This is a genomic window from Prescottella sp. R16 (genome assembly GCF_030656875.1).
Lineage (GTDB): Bacteria > Actinomycetota > Actinomycetes > Mycobacteriales > Mycobacteriaceae > Prescottella.
In genome coordinates this window covers 3,440,302-3,457,910 of the sequence record NZ_CP130943.1, presented here as the reverse complement: position 1 = coordinate 3,457,910, position 17,609 = coordinate 3,440,302, and the positions used below count along the sequence as shown (strand labels likewise).

Annotated in this window: 16 protein-coding genes; 8 read left to right on the top strand and 8 right to left on the bottom strand. The window is 68.7% G+C overall.

Translation table 11 applies throughout. The annotated features are described in order from the left end of the window. Positions 1 to 5: 5 nt before the first annotated feature. On the bottom strand, positions 6 to 1,118 hold the full coding sequence (locus tag Q5696_RS16215; RefSeq protein WP_305095338.1) for a serine/threonine-protein kinase: 1,113 nt from the start codon (positions 1,116 to 1,118) through the stop codon (positions 6 to 8). A gap of 173 nt (positions 1,119 to 1,291) precedes the next feature. On the opposite strand from Q5696_RS16215, the gene Q5696_RS16210 reads away from it, so the two are divergent. The 4 genes from Q5696_RS16210 (at position 1,292) to Q5696_RS16195 (ending at position 5,790) form a co-directional block, all read left to right on the top strand. Continuing rightward, positions 1,292 to 3,445 (top strand): heavy metal translocating P-type ATPase, encoded by a 2,154-nt coding sequence (locus Q5696_RS16210; RefSeq protein WP_370654808.1) that lies wholly within the window; start codon positions 1,292 to 1,294, stop codon positions 3,443 to 3,445. Further along, positions 3,442 to 4,215 carry an alpha/beta fold hydrolase gene (locus Q5696_RS16205; protein WP_305092301.1) on the top strand — a complete coding sequence of 258 codons (774 nt, stop codon included), beginning with the start codon at positions 3,442 to 3,444 and terminating at the stop codon, positions 4,213 to 4,215. The genes Q5696_RS16210 and Q5696_RS16205 overlap by 4 nt, the downstream gene beginning before the upstream one ends. A gap of 20 nt (positions 4,216 to 4,235) precedes the next feature. Continuing rightward, positions 4,236 to 4,754, top strand: a complete 519-nt coding sequence (locus Q5696_RS16200; protein ID WP_305095337.1) for a hypothetical protein — start codon at positions 4,236 to 4,238, stop codon at positions 4,752 to 4,754. A 115-nt stretch (positions 4,755 to 4,869) separates the two neighbouring features. Next, positions 4,870 to 5,790, top strand: a complete 921-nt coding sequence (locus Q5696_RS16195) for a ferredoxin family protein (protein ID WP_305092300.1) — start codon at positions 4,870 to 4,872, stop codon at positions 5,788 to 5,790. Positions 5,791 to 5,800: 10 nt separating this feature from the next. Here Q5696_RS16195 and Q5696_RS16190 read toward each other — a convergent pair whose 3' ends face one another. Together Q5696_RS16190 and Q5696_RS16185 are read right to left on the bottom strand one after the other, a co-directional pair. Next, positions 5,801 to 7,282, bottom strand: a complete 1,482-nt coding sequence (locus Q5696_RS16190) for a trimethylamine monooxygenase (RefSeq protein ID WP_305092299.1) — start codon at positions 7,280 to 7,282, stop codon at positions 5,801 to 5,803. 152 nt (positions 7,283 to 7,434) lie between these two features. Then, a complete protein-coding gene (locus Q5696_RS16185; RefSeq protein ID WP_305092298.1) occupies positions 7,435 to 9,429 on the bottom strand; it encodes an SDR family oxidoreductase in 1,995 nt (664 codons plus the stop codon). Positions 9,430 to 9,512: 83 nt separating this feature from the next. Between Q5696_RS16185 and Q5696_RS16180 the strand changes: the two genes are divergently transcribed. Next, positions 9,513 to 9,914, top strand: a complete 402-nt coding sequence (locus tag Q5696_RS16180; protein ID WP_305092297.1) for a helix-turn-helix domain-containing protein — start codon at positions 9,513 to 9,515, stop codon at positions 9,912 to 9,914. On the opposite strand, the gene Q5696_RS16175 is transcribed toward Q5696_RS16180, so the two are convergent. The 5 genes from Q5696_RS16175 to wrbA all read right to left on the bottom strand — a co-directional run bounded on the left by Q5696_RS16175 (position 9,844) and on the right by wrbA (position 14,573). Next, positions 9,844 to 10,860 (bottom strand): polyhydroxyalkanoate synthase family protein, encoded by a 1,017-nt coding sequence (locus Q5696_RS16175; RefSeq protein WP_305092296.1) that lies wholly within the window; start codon positions 10,858 to 10,860, stop codon positions 9,844 to 9,846. The genes Q5696_RS16180 and Q5696_RS16175 overlap by 71 nt on opposite strands. Positions 10,861 to 10,949: 89 nt before the next feature. Next, on the bottom strand, positions 10,950 to 11,258 hold the full coding sequence (locus Q5696_RS16170) for a hypothetical protein (RefSeq protein WP_305092295.1): 309 nt from the start codon (positions 11,256 to 11,258) through the stop codon (positions 10,950 to 10,952). Positions 11,259 to 11,337: 79 nt separating this feature from the next. Beyond that, a complete protein-coding gene (locus Q5696_RS16165; RefSeq protein WP_305092294.1) occupies positions 11,338 to 13,020 on the bottom strand; it encodes a PHA/PHB synthase family protein in 1,683 nt (560 codons plus the stop codon). Continuing rightward, positions 13,010 to 13,528: a MaoC family dehydratase gene (locus Q5696_RS16160; protein WP_305095336.1), complete on the bottom strand. Its 519-nt coding sequence runs from the start codon at positions 13,526 to 13,528 to the stop codon at positions 13,010 to 13,012. Before Q5696_RS16160 ends, Q5696_RS16165 begins: the two co-directional genes overlap by 11 nt. 421 nt (positions 13,529 to 13,949) lie before the next feature. After that, on the bottom strand, positions 13,950 to 14,573 hold the full coding sequence (gene wrbA / locus Q5696_RS16155) for an NAD(P)H:quinone oxidoreductase (RefSeq protein WP_305092293.1): 624 nt from the start codon (positions 14,571 to 14,573) through the stop codon (positions 13,950 to 13,952). Positions 14,574 to 14,712: 139 nt separating this feature from the next. Here wrbA and Q5696_RS16150 point away from each other — a divergent pair, with 139 nt between their 5' ends. The 3 genes from Q5696_RS16150 (at position 14,713) to Q5696_RS16140 (ending at position 17,521) form a co-directional block, all read left to right on the top strand. Continuing rightward, complete coding sequence (locus Q5696_RS16150) at positions 14,713 to 15,408, top strand: hypothetical protein (RefSeq protein WP_305092292.1); 696 nt, start codon at positions 14,713 to 14,715, stop codon at positions 15,406 to 15,408. A gap of 119 nt (positions 15,409 to 15,527) precedes the next feature. Continuing rightward, a complete protein-coding gene (locus tag Q5696_RS16145; protein WP_305095335.1) occupies positions 15,528 to 17,186 on the top strand; it encodes an FAD-dependent oxidoreductase in 1,659 nt (552 codons plus the stop codon). A 26-nt stretch (positions 17,187 to 17,212) separates the two neighbouring features. Beyond that, positions 17,213 to 17,521, top strand: a complete 309-nt coding sequence (locus Q5696_RS16140; protein WP_305092291.1) for a rhodanese-like domain-containing protein — start codon at positions 17,213 to 17,215, stop codon at positions 17,519 to 17,521. Positions 17,522 to 17,609 lie beyond the last annotated feature (88 nt).

Genomic DNA, 17,609 nt, shown 5'->3' with positions numbered 1-17,609 from the left:
CCGGGTCAGGCGACCAGGGCGACGACGAGGGCCACGAGCAGCGCCACCACGATGACGCCGACCATGACGGCCATCGCGATCGGTGCGGCTGCCACCACCCGGCTGCGCCGGTCCAGCTCCCGCGGATGCTCCACCGAGTCCAGCGGTGTGGTCGGCTGTACCGCGGGCAGGTCCGTGTCGGTGGTGGCCGGGATACGGCGGCGCGGGACGGCGGCGGGCGCCGACCGGTACGCCCAGTGCGGGATCGTGCCGTCGTCGGTCTTGACGGGGGCACCGATCAGGTCGGCGACGTCCCGGACCCCACCGGAGCCGAGAGCGACTGCCGCGAGCGCGTCACGGGCCTGCGCCATCGTGGGACGCCGGGCCGGGTCGGGTTCGAGCATGTGCAGCAGGATGTCGGTGAGGGGGCCGCTGCGGACGGGCCGGTCGATCTCGGCGGCCGCGACGCGGTGCATGAGGGCGATGGGGTCGCTGTCGAGGCCGAAGGGTGGCTGGCCCTCGACGACGGTGTACAGGGTCGAGCCGAGGGAGAAGACGTCACCGGCCTCGGCGGGGTCGTCGCCGCGGGCCACTTCGGGTGCGAAGTAGGCGGGGGTGCCGGTGACGACACCGGCTTTGCCGCTGGGAGCCTCGCCCTTCGCGCGGGCGATGCCGAAATCGCTGATCTTGGCGGTGCCGAGGGCGGCGCCGCGGTCGGCGACGAGGATGTTGCCGGGTTTGATGTCGCGGTGCAGGATGCCGGCCGCGTGCGCCTCGGTGAGTGCGGCCGCGATCTGCGCGCCGATCTGGGCGACCTCGAGCGGCGGCAGGGTGTCGACGTAGTTCATCGCCTCGGCGAGACTGCGGGACGGCAGATACTCCATCACCAGCCACGGTTCCCCGGATTCGACGGCGACGTCGTACATTGCGATCGCGTGCTCGTGGGACAGCTGAGCGGCGTTGCGGCCCTCGCGCAGGATCTGCCGGCGGACCTCGCGGGCGGCGTCGTCGTCGAGCCTGCTGGTGGACGTCACCTGTTTCACGGCGACCTTGCGGTCGAGGAGGGTGTCGTGGGCGAGCCACACCGCGCCCATGCCGCCACCGCCGAGCTTGGAACGCAGCCGGTACCGGCCTGCCATCAGATAGTCGGGTCCGATGCCCACCCGGGGCCGCCGGGCGGGGCGGTCGCGTTCCTGCTCTGTCACGTGTTCGAGGTTAGTGGATCGGGACGGTTCGTCTCGACGTGCAGTGGGGTGCGGGGGAACGTGTGAACACCCTTGCCGGATACGGTAGGGGGGTATACCTTGCCATTATGAACCCACACGGCGAGGCAGTACACGATCATCACGTGGCCGACGGTCCGGGTCACGTGGGTCCGCGGCCGGACGGCCACTCCGGTCACTCCGGTCACGGCGGCCATTCCGAGCACTCGGGTCACTCCGGTCACGGTGGGCATTCCGGTCATGGGGACCATGTCGCCCAGTTCCGTCGTCTCTTCTGGATCATGACGATCCTGTCGATCCCGGTCGTCGGCGCCAACACTATGTTCGCCGACCTGGTCGGCTACACGTTGCCGGAAAATCCTGCGGTGGAATGGATTTCGCCACTGCTTGGCACGGTCGTGTTCGTGTGGGGCGGGCGCCCGTTCCTCACCGGTGCGGTGAGCGAGATCCGGTCCCGCCGGCCCGGCATGATGCTGCTCATCGCGCTCGCGATCACCGTCGCATTCGTGTCGTCGTGGGGGTCGAGTCTCGGTGTGCTCGGCCACGACCTCGACTTCTGGTGGGAACTCGCCCTCCTCGTCGTGATCATGCTGCTCGGGCACTGGATCGAGATGCGGTCGCTGGGGCAGGCGTCGAGCGCGCTGGACTCGCTCGCCGCGCTGCTGCCCGACGAGGCCGAACGGGTCGGCGACGACGGCTCCGTCACCACCGTCCCGACGTCCGACCTGGCGCCCGGGAACATCGTCATGGTGCGTCCGGGCGGGCGCATTCCCGCCGACGGGCGGATCGTCGAGGGCGCCGGTGATCTCGACGAGTCGATGATCACGGGGGAATCGAGCACCGTGCGTCGCGAACTCGGGGATCCGGTCGTGGCCGGCACCGTGTCGACCGATTCGGCGTTGCGTGTCGAGATCACCGCGGTCGGTGACGACACCGCACTGGCCGGGATCCGACGTCTGGTCGCGGAGGCACAGAATTCGTCGTCGCGGGCACAGATGCTGGCCGATCGTGCTGCGGCCCTGCTGTTCTGGTTCGCCCTCGCGGCCGCGGTGATCACCTTGATCGTGTGGTCGATCTTCGGCACTCCCGAGGAGGCGATCACCCGGACCATCACGGTCCTGGTCATCGCGTGCCCGCACGCGCTGGGCCTGGCGATCCCGCTCGTCGTGTCGATCGCCACCGAACGGGCCGCCCGCGCCGGTGTGCTGATCACCGACCGGCGGGCGCTCGAGGCGATGCGCACCGTCGACACCGTCCTGTTCGACAAGACCGGCACGCTCACCAAGGGGGAACCGGCACTGGTGGCGGCCGGTGCGGTACCGAGTGTGGACGAGGACGCCCTGATCGCGCTCGCGGCGGCCGCGGAACGGGACAGCGAGCATCCACTGGGGCGGGCGATCGTCGCGGCGGCCGAGCACCGCGGCCTGCGGATCCCGCCTGCCACTGCGTTCCGGGCCCGCAACGGGGTCGGCGTGACCGCCACCGTCGACGGCGCCGAGATCAGCGTCGGCGGCCCCGGCATGCTCGACAGTCACGGGGCGTCCGCGCTGCCGGTGTCGGACGAGTGGGCGACACGCGGGTCCACCGTCCTGCACGTGCTGCGCGACGGCCGGGTGATCGGCGCGCTCGCCCTGGCCGACGAGATCCGCCCGGAATCCCGGGACGCGATCGAGGCACTGCACGCCCGCGGCGTGAAGGTCGTGATGCTCACCGGTGACGCGTACGCCGTCGCCCGCGCGGTCGGCGACGACCTGGGTATCGACGACGTGATCGCCGGGGTGCTGCCGCAGGACAAGGGTGCGAAGGTCGAGGAGTTGCAGGCCGCCGGGCGCCGGGTCGCGATGGTCGGCGACGGCGTCAACGACGCGCCCGCGCTCGCGCAGGCCGACGTCGGTATCGCGATCGGTGCGGGCACGGACGTCGCGATCGCATCGGCAGGGGTGGTGCTGGTGAGCGACGACCCGCGCGCCGTGGTGTCGGTGATCGAGTTGTCGCATGCGACGTACCGGAAGATGGTGCAGAACCTCGTCTGGGCGGCGGGCTACAACGTGGTGTCGGTGCCGCTCGCGGCCGGTGTGCTGGCTCCCGTCGGGTTCGTGCTGCCGATGGAGGTGGGCGCGATCCTGATGTCGGTGTCGACGGTCGTGGTCGCGGCCAACGCGCAGTTGCTGCGCCGGCTGAATCTGGCGCCCCGGCGTCTCACCGGAGCGGAGTCGGAGCGGACGTACGACTACGCTCGGTGACCGTGCAGCCTCTTTCGGCCACGATCACCCGCAACGGCCACACGATCCACTACCGCGATAGTGGGCCTTCCGAAACTGCTGCAGCACAGGATGTTCCGGTGATCCTGGTGCACGGGATGGGCGGCGACAACCACACGTGGGACAGGTTCGCGAGGTCGGTGCGGGCGCGGGGACGACGGGTACTGGCGATGGATCTGCGCGGTCACGGTCGCAGCGCGCGGGCGGCGTCGTACCTGTTCGCCGAGTTCGGTGACGACATCCTCGACCTGTGTGAGGATCTCGGGTTCGATCGCGTCGACCTGGTCGGTCATTCGCTCGGCGGGCACGCGGCATCGCTGGTCGCGCAGCAGCGTCCGGGGCTGGTGCGCCGACTCGTGCTCGAGGAGGCGCCGCTGCCGTTGCGGCCGGGTGACCCGATCCCGGCGTTCGGCGGCGGGATGCCGTCCCTGGTGGAGATGTGGCACGCCACCACCAGCATGGTGCGCAGCCCGCGTGCCGTGTGGGCGTTCGACCGGTCGATGACGGCGTCGATGCTGGCCCAGTTCCATCGGCCGCATCCGCAGTGGTGGGAGCGCCTGCCGGACATCGAGGCGAAGACCCTGATCCTGCGCGGCGGGCCGACCGGCATGGTCGATCCGGTGCTGCTCGACGCTGCGGTCGCCGCGATCGGCGACTGCGAGGTGATGTCGTTCGGCTGCGGGCACAGCATCCACCGCGACCGGTTCCGCGACTTCGAGGCCGTGGTGCTGCCGTTCCTGACCGCGCCCTGATGCCGCTGCCGCGTGGCAGTATGCGCGGCATGGGGTTTCTTCGAGGGAACGGGAAGCTCGTCGCCTGGTCGGCGGCGTTCGTGATGTCGCAGGGCGTCATCGTGCGACTGCTCGGTCCGGCGGCGCCGGCGGTGGCGCGGACGCAGACGGCGTGGTCGGCGCGCACCTACACGACGGTGCTCGACGGACTGGATGCCGCGGACACCGCCCGCTACCGGAGCCACTTCTGTCCGGATTTCGTGCATCCGGCGATCTACGCGGTGGCGCTGCGGACCGGGGTGCGGCGCCTCGACGAACTCGCCCCGCTGCCGCCGGTGACGAGGCGGGTCCTGCTCGCCGCGCCGGTCGTCTCCGCCGCCGGCGACTACCTCGAGAACGTGGCAGGCCTGTACCTGCTCGCCCACCGGGACCGCATCACCGACCCGGTGATCCGCACGACCACCACGATCAGCACCACCAAATGGGTACTGGCGCTGGGCACTCTCGCCTACCTGACGCGCGGGTTCGCGCGGGTGTGGCGTTCCCGCTCCGGCAGCTGAAGGGACCCTTCGTTCGCCTGAGCCGCACGAGGGGTCCCTTCAGCTGAGAAGGGCCGGGCCGTGACGGATTCTGTGTTCCGGTCACGGTTGTGGCCACAATGGCACGGTGACCCCTATGTTCTCTCGTGAGTTTCCTCAGGCCGGTCCGGGGACGTGTTCGGTGTTGTCGGCGGACGAGCCGTTGCCCGGGACGGCGGCGCATGTGACCGGTTGGGTGTGTGTCGAGTTTCCGGGGGCGTGGGGGCGGGATGTGCTCGACGGGTCGGCTCTGGGGGCGGAGTTGGCGGGGGTGTTGGCGGATCGGGCGGATGCGGCGGGGGTGCGGATCATGTTCATCCGGCGGCCGGGGCGCAATGATCGGGGTCTGCGTCGCCGCACGGTGTTGCTCGCGAACTCGGATCCGGGCCACTCGTGGTGCGAGCGGTTGGAGATCGGCGATGTCTCCGACCTGCTCGATGTCGATTTCATGCGGGTCGCGGGGCCGGCGCCGGGGTTGGGGGAGCGGGTGGACGGTCCGGTGGTGCTGGTGTGCGCGCACGGTAAACGCGACCAGTGCTGCGCAGTGCTCGGACGTCCGGTGGCGGCGGCGCTCGCCGCGGAGTTCGGCGACGCGGTGTGGGAGTGTTCCCATACCGGTGGGCACCGGTTCGCGCCGTCGACGATTCTGCTGCCGACGGGGGTCACGCACGGCCGGTTGACCCCGGAGGAGAGTGTGTGCGCGGTGCGGGCCGCGGCCGGCGGGGGCGTGTATCTGCCTGGGTTGCGGGGGCGCAGCTGGTGGGGTCCGCGCGGTCAGGTCGCGGAGGTCGCGGTCCGTCAGGAGATCGTTGCCGATGTGAACGATCTCACGGTAGACGAGCACGTTCCGGACCCTGTCGTCACGCACCGGGACGGTCGTCGGTGGCGGGTGACGCTCGAGCAGACCGTGTTGTCGGAGCGTCCGGCGAGTTGCGGTGCCGACGCGAAACCGGTGCGTCCGCTCGTGGCCGTGGAGATGAGCGAGCTCCCCGCCGGAATTCCGGCGGGGAGCTTCTGACGATGTCGGATCAGCTGGACATTTCGGTCGAACGCGTGGTTCGAGGCCGGTGCGCCCGCACGATCCGGGGGCCGATCGGCGTCACGTTCCGCGGTGTGAGTGGAGCCTTCTTCCGTGCATTGCCAGTGCCGAAATCGTTGTTGAGGAACGACTCTGCGGAATCGTCGAGAATGTTCAACCACTCGTCGTGCAGCGGCGGAGCGAGCGTGCCGGTCAAGGTCGACGCGTAGCTACAATTCCGGTAGCCCATGATGTCGGCCTTCTTGTCCCTCTTCCACTGCTTGAAGAGTTCGCCCTGCTTTTCGACATGGAATTCCGGATAGTCGGTACGATCCACGAGGTCGCGAATGTATGCGGCCTGGAAATCGATCTCCTCGACGGCGTTCGACAGCTTTTCCTCGCGGGCCCGCCATTCCTGGATATCGCGTTCCCGAGTCTCGTTGTCAGGCAATTCGATCCGGCCGAGGATGACGTCACGTGCAAACCAGGCCTGCGCGTCGAACATGTTGAACGTGAAGTACTGGTCCTGCATGCCGAGGAAGAACAGCTGTGAATTCTCCTGCGAGACCACGCCTTTGTACATGCCGGTCGGATACAGGCGGTTGTTCGTGCGCAACGCGAGCTCGTCGGGCAGGAACGGGAAGTGGTGCTGGTAGCCGGTGCACAGGATGATCGCATCGACCTCGCGGGTGCTGCCGTCCTGGAAACGTACGGTGTGACCGTCGATCTCGGTCAGCATCGGCACCTCGGAGAAGCCCTCCGGCCAGTCGTGGCCCATCGGCTGCGACCGGTAGCTGAAGGTGACCTCGGCGGCGCCGTACTTGAAGCACTGCGTCCCGATGTCCTCGGCCGAGTAGCTGCTGCCGATCAACAGCAGTCGCTTACCTGTGAACTCTCGGGCGTCGCGGAAGTCGTGAGCGTGCAGCACGCGGCCCGGGAAGTCCTGGAGGCCCTCGAAGTCCGGAACGTTCGGCGTGGAGAAATGCCCGGTACCGACCACGACGTAGTCGAACAGTTCGGTCTCGAGTGCGCCGGCCTTGTGGTCGGCGACGGTCACCGCGAACTTTCCGGTGTCACCCTCGTTCTCCGGTTCGATGTACTCCACCCAGCGGACGGCGGTGTCGAAGCGGATGTACTTGCGCACGTCGCTCTGGTCGACCCGCCCCATGATGTAGTCGTGCACCACGGCACGCGGCGGGTACGACGGAATCGGTCGGCCGAAATGTTCTTCGAAAGAATAGTCGGCGAACTCCAGGCACTCCTTGGGTCCGTTGGACCACAGGAAGCGGTACATGCTTCCGTGTACGGGTTCGCCGTGTTGATCGAGACCGGTACGCCACGTGTAGTTCCACATGCCGCCCAGATCGCTCTGCTTTTCGTAACAAACAATTTCGGGCATCGACCCAAGACCTGATTTGCGTGCCGACTCGAATGCTCTCAGCTGTGCGAGACCACTCGGACCTGCTCCCAGAATCGCGATCCTTGGCGTCAAAGTTTTCTCCCTATTCTCGTTGGTCTCTCTATCCTGGATAGCACAGCTGAAGAGGGTTTGGCTAACTCGTCGAGGCTTCGGCAATCGAAATTCTGTGCGATCGACGGGCGCGAATACCGGGTGTCACCAGGGGATTTGTGTCCGTCGTCCGGTTACCAGTGTGTGCCCGGGATCAAGCGTCCGATCCGGCGGGCGAGCCGGGCTGCCACCACCGTCGTGCCGGTCGGTTTTGTCCGATTTTGCGGAGATTCGGGTGGCGGCATCGCCGCCGGGCCGGCCTCGCCGCGGGCGGCCGGCGAGTCGGGATAGGCGTGGTACATCCGCGACAGTGCCCGATCCTTGAGCCGCGGCGCGAAGATGGCCCCGAATTCGGCGAGCGTGCCGACGGGGACGTCGATGCGTTTCGGTTTCTCGACCAGGGCCCGGACGACCATCGCCGCGGCCTTCTCGGGGCTGACGGCGGGGCCGGCGTTGTAGCTGCCGGACGGCGCGATCATCGGGGTGCGCACGAGCGGCATGTGGACGGTGGTGAAGGTGACCCCGTCGGACAGGGTTTCGGCGGCGGCCACGTCGGCGAAACCGTCGAGCGCGGATTTGCTCGCAACGTACGCCGCGAACCGCGGGGTGCGGGCCTGCACACCCGCGGTGCTGATGTCGACGATGTGCCCGAAGCGGCGGGCCCGCATCTGGGGTAGGAGGGCGAGTGTCACCCGTAGCGCCCCGAAGTAGTTGACCGCCATCGTGCGCTCGAAGTCGTGCAACCGGTCGGTGGAGCGGTCCAGGCCGCGCCGGATCGAGCGGCCCGCGTTGTTGACGAGCATGTCCACGTGGTCGTGTTCGGCCAGGATCGCTTTCATCGTGCGGGCGACGGCCTCGGAGTCGGTGATGTCGCACGGGTACGCGTACGCCGAACCGCCGGACTCGCGGATCTGTGACACGACGGCGTCGAGTTCGTCGGCGCGGCGGGCGAGCAACAGCACCGTCGCGCCCTTGCCGGCGATCGCGATCGCGGCGGCCCGCCCGATCCCGGACGAGGCCCCGGTGACGACGACGGTGCGGCGCACGAGCGGACCGGCCGGATCGTCGCGGCGGGCCCGGTCCGGGTCGAGGTGCGCGCGCCAGTACGACCACAGCGCGTCGGCGTAGGAGTCGAACGCCGGCACCGCGATTCCGCTGTCGCGAAGGGCGTCCCGGGTCTGTTCGGTCGTGAACCGGGTGGGCAGGGTGAGGTGTTCGAGGAGGACGGGCGGGATGCCGAGCCGGTGCAGCATCAGGTCGCGGAGGGGTCGCGCCGGAGCCGGTGGGTCGAGCAGCGGACGGGCGACGATCCTCGGTAGATCCGCCACCGGGGTGGGGGCGTGCGCGGCCTTCGCGAGCGCCGCGTAGATCTGCCGGATCGGCTGGTCGTCGGGGGAGACGAGGTGGAAGGTGCGGCCGTCGAGTCCGTCGCGCAGGAGCAGTTCGACGAGTGCGGCGGCGACGAAGTCGACCGGGACGATATTGGTGTAGCCGAGTTTCGGGACCGCGACCGGCAACACGGACGGTAGTGCGGCGAGCGCTGCGATCGCCGGGAACAGGTAGTAGGGGCCGTCGATCTTGTCCATCTCGCCGGTGACCGAACTGCCGACCACCGCAGCCGGACGATAGATCCGCCACGGCCCGCTCGATGCCCGTACCAGTTTCTCGGCCTCGAACTTGGTGCGGTGGTACGGCGTCGGGAAGTGCTGTCCCAGGTCGAAGTCGTCCTCGGTGAACCGCCCGCGATGGTCTCCGGCGACCGCGATCGACGACACGTGGTGCAGCGTCGCGCCCACGCGGGCGGCGAGGTCGATCACCGCGCGGGTGCCGTCGATGTTCGTCGCCGCCTGCTCCTCGCCGGCCGTCAGATCGTAGATTGCGCCGAGGTGCAGGACGTGGTCGGCGGCCGGGGGTTCGTCGGTGAGGCCCAGGCCGGGTTCGGTGAGATCACCGATCAGGGCGAGTACGCGGTCGCCGCCCGGCAGCCCGGCGGCCAGGTGTTCGAGTGTCGGTACGGATCCGGGCCGGACCAGGACGTGGACCTGTGCGGACGGGTCGCGGTCGAGCAGTCGTTCGATCGTGTGCCTGCCGAGGAAACCGGTGCCGCCCGTGACGATGTACGTGGCCATACCCGGAACTTACTCCTAAGTAATAAGTGTGGCCAGGGTTCGGCGGACCGGTCCGCGGAACCGGCTTCAGTAGGCTCACGCGCATGGCGGACGGTACTCGGCCACCGACTCTCGGTGAGCTCATTCGGCAACAGCGGGAGCTCGCGGCGGTTCCGATGCGCACGTTCGCCGAGATGGTCGGGATATCGAATCCGTATCTGTCCCAGATCGAACGGGGTCTGCGGGCGCCGAGCGAACGGGTTCTCGAGGCGATCGCCGAGCAGCTGCACACGTCGGCGGACCTGCTCACGGCGCAGGCCGGTCACCCCGACGACGGGGACGTGCCCGACGTGGTGGCCGCGATCCGGCGGGATGCGGATCTGACCAAGGCGCAGCGGGCCACGCTCGAGGAGATGTACGAGACCTTCCGCGAGGTCACGATCGCGAAGCGGCGACGCGGCGCAGCAACGGAAGCCAGACCCGGTCCAGGACGTCCGGATCGGTGATCGTCCCGAGGTGCCCGGTGGCGGCGCGGTAGCACGTGACGCGGTCCGGGGGCGTCGACGCGTGCTCGGCGAGTGCCCACACCTGCCGCTCGGGAACGATGCGGTCGCGGGTGCCGGCCAGAAGGAACAGCGGGCACGTGACGGTGCGCAGGTCGACGACGTCGCCGCCGACGCGTAGTTCGCCGCGGACCAGCTCGTTGCGGGCGAACAGGTGCCGGATCGTCCACCGGTAGAAGTCCGCGGGGACGCCGGTGGAGGCGTCGAGCCAGCTCTGTACCGCGATGTACGCGTCCACACGGGCGGGGTCGCCGCGGTGGGTCCACAGGGCGCCGAGCCGGGTGCATTCCTCGGGCCATTCGGCGGCTCGGAGCGCGATGCCGTGGGCGAGGGCGGTGGGACGGAAGCGGGGGCCGGGGCAGCGTGCGGCGAGTCGGGTCAGTGGTGCGTCGACGGTGAAGTCGACGGGGGCGGCCGCGGCGGTGAGGCTGGCGACGCGGCCGGGGTGCAGTGCAGTGTAGATCGCGGCCAGCCATCCGCTCTGGGAGTAGGAGACCAGGTGGACGGCCCCGCCGAGTTCGGTGACTGTGTCGTCGAGGGCGGCCACGAGGTCGTCGATGCTCAGGTGCGGTGTGTGCTCGGGCGTCCATTCGAGGCAGTGGATGCCGGTGAGGCCGGCCCGGATCGTGGTGCCGATCAGGCCGAGGTCGGGGGAGAGGTCCACCACGGTCGGGGCGTGCCCGGACAGGGGCGGCAGCACCAGGGTGGGGGTCGACGGGGTGATCGGGGAGAACCGGCGCAGCCGTGCCGCGGGCCAGGTTCGCACGACGGTGCTGGGATGGGCGAATGTCGTCGGCCGGCGGCTCGCGGCCACCCGCACGTACTCGGCCCACTCGGTGAGTGCCCGCAGCGGTGACAGTGTTGCGGCGGTGAGGGTTTCGCTGATCATGTGCACGGCCTCCTGCTGTTCCGTCTCCCGGTTCCGACGCGTCGGCCCCGGCCGGGGAAACCGGCCGGGGCCTTCGAGGTGTCGGTGTCCTACGCGAGTGCGGTGCGTGCGGCCGTCGTGGCGGCCGAGCTGATGCTCTGCACGAGCGAGGCGCGGGCGTCGACGACGGCCGTGACCCAGTCGAGCTTGGCGGCCTTGGCGAGCGACCGGTCGAAGTCGACGATCGAGGACACGGTCTGCTCGTAGACGTCGAGGGCGAGGTTGCCGCTGACCTTCGCGGTGTCGACGAACTTCTCACCCAGGTTCTGCGCCCGTTCGATGCTTTCGTCGAGCGATGCGGTGGCTGCCGTGACGGCGCCGGCGACGGGGTTCTTGGCGGTGGTGGACTGTGTGGCCATGAGATCTCCTCGGGTGTGTCGGAACAGCTGTTAGCAAATTAGCATACTGATTGCTAATCTGTGTTTCGTTCGGTCGTCGTCAGCCGAAAACGTATGTGCCGGGAGCAGATCCGAGCGTCGGATACGTCTTGCTCCCCATCGGAGGCGGGGCCTGCAGCTCGCCCGCACGCTTGTTCGCCCACACCGCCCAGTCCTCCCACCAGGAGACGGCACGACGCTCGGCCGATGCTCGCCACACCTCGGGTGTCGCTGAGGACGTCAGAGCTGTGTGGTTCTCGGGGGCCCCGCACACCTCGATCCAACTCTTCTTGCCGGGCGGGTTGACGATCCCGGCGATGTGCCCGCCGTTCGAGAGCACGAAACGCACGTCGCCGCCGAACAGTGCGGCGCCCGCGAACGACGACGTCCACGGCACGATGTGGTCGTCCTGCGCGCCCACGAGGTACACGTCCCCGGTGACCTTCGACAGAGAGATCCTCTGGCCGGCGATCGTGAAAGTTCCCTGGACGAGCTGGTTTTCACCGTAGAGGGTGTGCAGGTACGTGCTGTGCATCGATGCGGGCATCCGGGTCGAGTCCTCGTTCCAGGCGAGGAGGTCGAACGCCTGCGGTTCCTCGCCGAGCATCCAGCGGCTCACCCAGTAGCGGAAGATCAGGTCGTTGGCACGCAGCAGATCGAACGTCCGACTCATGTTCTTGCCGTCGAGACAACCGGTTCGCTGCATCAGGAGATCGACCTTGGCGAGCGTCTCGGGGTCGGTCATCAGGCCGAGCTCGCCGGGATTGCTGTAGTCGAGGAGCGTGTTCGCGAGCGTCAGCGTGCCCATACGGGAATCGCCGACCGTGGCGAGATAGCCGGCCGCGATCGACGCCATCGCGCCGCCGAGGCACAGGCCGACGAGGTCGACGGTCGGCGCACCGGTGATGTCCTCGACGACGTCCATCGCGGCGGACACGCCGTCGACGAGATAGTTGTCGAACCCGATCCCGCTCATCGACGCGTCCGGGTTGCGGTACGAGATGAGGAAGACGGTCCGGCCCTGGCGGACGGCCCACTCGACGAAGCTCCGGCCCGGGCCGATGTCCATGATGTAGAACTTGTTGATCCACGGCGGACACGCCAGCAGCGGAACCGCGTGGACCTGCTCGGTCTGGGGCGCGTACTGGATCAGTTCGATCAGGTCGTTGCGGTAGACCACCTCGCCGGGGGTGATCGCCATGTTCTTGCCGACCGTGAACGCGGTGTCGTCGATCCGCTTGGGGCGACCGCCACGCTCGACGATGTCCTCGAGCAGGTACGCAGCCCCGCGGGCCAGGCTCTTGCCACCCGTGGCGATCGCGCGGGTGGCCACCGTCGGGTTGGTGAACGGATTGTTGCTCGGGGCGGCCATGTCGAGCAGCAGGTTCGTCAACTGCCGGGCCTTGGCTGCCGTGGTCGGGTCGTCGGTCCCCGCATCGACCAGACTGTCGACGTACGAACGGGTGCACAGGTACCAGCGCAGGATCGCGAAGTACGCGGGATTGTCCTGCCAGGCGTGGTCACGGAACCGCGGGTCGTCCGGGGCGGGCGCGGTGGTGTCGGCCCCGATCGCGACGCGGGCGACGTCGGCGGGGACCTGTGCCAGGGAGGCGGCGAGTTTTCCGGTCGCGGCGGCGACCCCGACGGGGTTGCGGGCCGCGTTCTTGGCGACGGAGGCACCCGCCGCGAACCAGCCGGCCGGGTCGATGCGGGACGAGAGCGAGCGGAGGGTCCTATCGAGCACGGTTGTCTCCGGTCGTGACGGTGTTCACGGGACCGAGGTAGCGCAGCAGCATCTGCGCGACGCACACCGGCCGTTCGATACCGAGCGCGTCGAAGGTGAGGGTCACCGCCACCTGATAGCCGCCGGCGCACGGTTCGACGGACGTGACCTCGGCGACCGCGCCGACCGACGAGTCCACCGGCACGGCTGCGGGGAAGCGGACCTTGTCGAGTCCGTAGTTGATCACCTGGGCGGCGTCGGTGACGTCGAGCAGATCGAAGAGGAGTTCCACGGCGAGCGACAGGGTGAGATAGCCGTGCGCGATGGTCGTGCCGAAGGGTCCGGTGGCGGCACGCTCGGCGTCGATGTGGATCCACTGATGGTCGTTGGTCGCGTCGGCGAAGAGGGTGATCTGTTCCTGTGTGATCAGGACGCGGCGCGAGGACCCGAGGCTCGTGCCGGCGAGTGCAGGAAGGTCGGCCATCGTGATGTGGCGCGTGGCAGGAGTGCCGATCGTATCGGTGGTCATTTCCGTCCCCATGATGTGAATTGGTCGGGCGCCCAAAAAACATGAATCGTCCACGTCGTTGTGTCGAATCCCCCGGAGGGCGCCGCGTTCTGGTGTGGCGACGGGCAGGCTCGTGTTCTCGAATGATTTCTCGGTCCGAGTGCCGTCGAGCAGCAGGGTATAGCGGTGAGACGCATCACGCAGGTCGAGTTCGTATCCCCATATGCTTGACATTCGTCCAGGTCAGGCCCCGGGGTGTCCGGTTTGTTCCGGGTTTGAAATTAGCGTAACACGTATTACGTGCAGTTCTTACGAAGAGCTTCTGAGCGAAAATGAGAAGAATTTTCGACGCCGATCGGATGATTTTTTCTACGAAAAGAAGCGGCTTACTTCGAGGTAAGAATTGGCGTCACGGTAATTGTGGCGGAAGTGACTGTCGGGTCTAGGGTGTTTCCGGTGGCGTCGGTGTACCCGTGAGCTTGTCGGCAATCGTCACGACCCGCGTCGCCAGGTGGTCGAGTGCTGCGCTCGTGTCCTCGTCCAACGGGTTGCGGTTCTCGGGTCCCGTCACATGGCTCACGCCGTAGGGATTGCCGTCGGCGAACTTCACCGGATCGGTGTATCCGGGTGGCACGAGGATTCCGCCGAAGTGCATGAGCGAGGTGTACAGCGCCATCAGGGTGGTCTCCTGGCCGCCGTGCCGGGTCTGACTCGAGGTGAACGCGGCATACACCTTGTTCGAGAGCAGTCCCTGCGCCCACAGGCCGCCGAGGGAATCCATGAAGGCCTGGAACGGGCTCGCGGTGCTGCCGAACCGGGTGGGCGATCCGAAGATCACCGCGTCGGCCCAGACGATGTCGTCGCCGGTGGCCACCGGCAGGTCCTTGGTGGCCAGATAGTTCGCAGTCCACGCCGGGTTGGTCGCGAAAGTCTCGGGATCGCGGGTTTCGGTGATGTGACGCACCCGAACCTCCGCGCCCGCGTCCTGCGCGGCCCGGGAGACACGTTCGGCCATCGTGGTGCCGTGCCCTGTGGCCGAGTAGTAGATGACGGACAGCTTGCTCATCGGAGACATCCTTTCCCTGCCGGGCAGCCCTTCGAGTCCATGAGGCCTTGCATCCCGGCCGTGCGCACGGGTTCGCTCGTATCCGGTCCGCTGTGCGAGCGATGTCCGGATGGGTCCGGCGGATACCTATGCTGGGCCGATGACGCGGACACCGAGTGCTGCTTCGCCCGAGGTCGTGACGTACGACGGGCTGCCCGCGTCCGCCGGCGGTGCCCACTCGCTGCGCGTCGGACATCCCGGCAAGGCGTTCGAGCGCGTGCGGCACTTCGTCGACGCCTGCACCGAGTCGATGTCGGCGCCGTCGTGGGTGTTCCGCGTCGCCGCGGACGGGCCACTGGCATCGACCGGGCAACTGACGGGGTTCGCGACCGAGCGCTTCGGCGGACCTCGCCGCCGGGCTCGGACCCACACGGAATGGAACGTGCGGCCCGAGTTCGTCGACGACGCACTCGAGGTGCTCGCCGCCGCCGGGGCCGATGCGGTCACGTCGTACGGGGGCTCTCTGGCCGTGCTGGCCGGCGGCCTGTCCGTGCGACTCGTCGACCCGGACGTCGGGACGCCGTATCCCGACGTCACTCCCGACGCCTTCGGTCGTTTCGTCGTGGACGGGTACGGGCGCCTGCTGGGAGACTCGGGGATTCGCGTGACCCTCGGTACCGCGGGGTCTGCGCTGTCGCTGTGGCTGAACCTGCCCGCAGACCGGCGGCTGGCTCCGGGCGCTCGACATCTGCAGGACAATCTCCCGTTCCGGTTGTCGGCGAAGCGCTGGCGCATCTGGCGTCCCACCCGTGCCGGTGACTCCTACCGGTCCGGCAAGATCCCCGCGCCCCTGTAGTCCGGGGACCTGCGGATGTCGGGCAGGCCGCAGGACTTCCGCTGAGAGCAGGCTCACAGCACGAGACGCCCCATTGGATACCCCCTGGGGTATAGTCGGTCGCAACATCGAGGAGGTAGATCGTGAAGGTTGTCATCGTCGGAGGTGTCGCCGGGGGGATGTCCGCGGCCACCCGCATGCGTCGTCTGGACGAGTCGGCGGAGATCGTCGTGTTCGAGCGCGGCGCGCACGTGTCGTTCGCGAACTGCGGTCTGCCGTACTACGCCGGTGGCGTCATCGAGGACCGGGACGAGCTGCTGCTGCAGACCCCCGAGAGTCTCGGCGCCCGTTTCCGGCTCGACGTCCGCGTCCGCAGCGAGGTCGCCGCGATCGACGCGGACGCCCGCACCGTCACCGTCCGCGACCTCGCGTCGGGTGACACCTACGTCGAGAGCTACGACGAACTGGTCCTGAGTACCGGCGCGAGCCCCATCGTGCCGCCGCTGCCCGGTGTCGAACGCGCCCTGATCCTGCGCGACGTCGAGGACGTCGACCGGCTCGTCGCGCAGATCGAGTCGGCGCAGACGTCCGGGGCGCCCAGCGCCGTCATCGTCGGCGCCGGGTTCATCGGCGTCGAACTGGCCGAGAACCTGCGCCACCGGAACCTCGACGTCACCGTCGTCGAACTCGCCGACCAGGTCCTCGCCCCGCTCGACCCCGAGATGGCGGCCCCGGTCGCCGATCGGATGCGCGAGAACGGCGTGCGTCTCGAACTCGGCACCCAGCTCACCTCGATCGGTGCGGACACCGCCGAGCTCGCCGACGGGCGCACGCTCCCGGCAGACGTCGTCGTCATGGCGATCGGCGTCCGGCCCGAGAACACGCTCGCGAAGATGGCCGGCGCTGACCTGGGGGAGCGGGGCGGCATCGTCGTCGACGACCGGATGCGCACCTCGGTCCCGCACATCTTCGCCGTCGGTGACGCCGTCGAGAAGCGGGACGCGGTCGGTGGCGGTGCCGCGATGATCCCGCTCGCCAACCCGGCCAACCGGCAGGGTCGGCTCGTCGCCGACGTCATCGCGGGTCGTCCGGTGCGAGCCAAGTCGTCGTCCGGCACCGCGATCGTCGGGGTGTTCGGGCTGATCGTCACCGCGACCGGGTGGAACGAGAAGCGGTTGCGTGCGGCGGGCCGTCCCTACCGGGCCGTTCACACCCATCCGCAGTCGCACGCCGGGTACTACCCGGGCGCGCAGCAGATGGCGATCAAGCTGCTGGTCGATCCGGAGACCGACGCCATCCTCGGCGCCCAGGCCGTCGGCGGTGAGGGCGTGGACAAGCGCATCGACGTCATCGCCACCGCGATGGCCGGTGGGCTGACCGCGTCGGACCTGGCGGACCTCGAGCTGGCGTACGCGCCACAGTTCGGCTCGGCCAAGGACCCGGTGAACATGCTCGGCTACATCGCCGACAATCTGCGTACCGACTCCACCCGCACGGTCCAGTGGCACGAACTCGATACCCTGGTCGCCGGTGGCGCGTCGCTCGTCGACGTCCGCACCGCCGACGAGTTCGCGGCCGGCGCCATCCCCGGCGCCGTCAACGTCCCGCTCGACGAGCTCAGGGACCGGGTCGGTGAACTACCGGCCGGTGACCTGATCGTGCACTGCCAGGTGGGTCAGCGCGGCCACACCGCGGCACGCCTGCTCGGGCAGTTGGGCCGGCCCGCCGCCAACCTCGACGGCGGCTACAAGACGTGGGATGCGGGGCGGCGCGTGAACGCGGCTGTCGGCATCTCCTGAATCACAGAACCTCCGGAAGGAACCTCATGCGCGAAATTGACGTGACCGAACTCGAAGCGGTGCTCGCCACCGGCGCCCCGCTCGTCGACGTCCGTGAGCCGGACGAGTTCGCCGAGGCCCGGGTGCCCGGCGCGGTCTCGATTCCGCTGAGCGAGTTCGTCTCCCGTGTCGACGAGGTTCCGGCCGACGGTGCCGTGTACCTGATCTGTGCGGCCGGTGGCCGTAGTGCGCAGGCCGCCGAATACCTGGTGGCCCGCGGCGTCGACGCCGTCAACGTCGCCGGCGGCACCATGGCGTGGCTGCAGTCCGGCCGCACCGTCGAATCCGGCAGCTAGACCCACCCGAACCCGGTCGAAACCGAGTGGTTCTCGACCGGGTTCCCTTTAACCCTTCCATATACCCCCACCCGTATTTTCCGTACAC

What these genes read in the sequence shown, in the direction of transcription:
- Q5696_RS16215 (WP_305095338.1), bottom strand. Translation starts at nt 1,118, where the DNA reads ATGGCAGGCCGGTACCGGCTGCGTTCCAAGCTCGGCGGTGGCGGCATG.
- Q5696_RS16210 (WP_370654808.1), top strand. Translation starts at nt 1,292, where the DNA reads ATGAACCCACACGGCGAGGCAGTACACGATCATCACGTGGCCGACGGT.
- Q5696_RS16200 (WP_305095337.1), top strand. Translation starts at nt 4,236, where the DNA reads ATGCGCGGCATGGGGTTTCTTCGAGGGAACGGGAAGCTCGTCGCCTGG.
- Q5696_RS16195 (WP_305092300.1), top strand. Translation starts at nt 4,870, where the DNA reads ATGTTCTCTCGTGAGTTTCCTCAGGCCGGTCCGGGGACGTGTTCGGTG.
- Q5696_RS16185 (WP_305092298.1), bottom strand. Translation starts at nt 9,429, where the DNA reads ATGGCCACGTACATCGTCACGGGCGGCACCGGTTTCCTCGGCAGGCAC.
- Q5696_RS16180 (WP_305092297.1), top strand. Translation starts at nt 9,513, where the DNA reads ATGGCGGACGGTACTCGGCCACCGACTCTCGGTGAGCTCATTCGGCAA.
- Q5696_RS16175 (WP_305092296.1), bottom strand. Translation starts at nt 10,860, where the DNA reads ATGATCAGCGAAACCCTCACCGCCGCAACACTGTCACCGCTGCGGGCA.
- Q5696_RS16170 (WP_305092295.1), bottom strand. Translation starts at nt 11,258, where the DNA reads ATGGCCACACAGTCCACCACCGCCAAGAACCCCGTCGCCGGCGCCGTC.
- Q5696_RS16160 (WP_305095336.1), bottom strand. Translation starts at nt 13,528, where the DNA reads ATGACCACCGATACGATCGGCACTCCTGCCACGCGCCACATCACGATG.
- wrbA (WP_305092293.1), bottom strand. Translation starts at nt 14,573, where the DNA reads ATGAGCAAGCTGTCCGTCATCTACTACTCGGCCACAGGGCACGGCACC.
- Q5696_RS16150 (WP_305092292.1), top strand. Translation starts at nt 14,713, where the DNA reads ATGACGCGGACACCGAGTGCTGCTTCGCCCGAGGTCGTGACGTACGAC.
- Q5696_RS16140 (WP_305092291.1), top strand. Translation starts at nt 17,213, where the DNA reads ATGCGCGAAATTGACGTGACCGAACTCGAAGCGGTGCTCGCCACCGGC.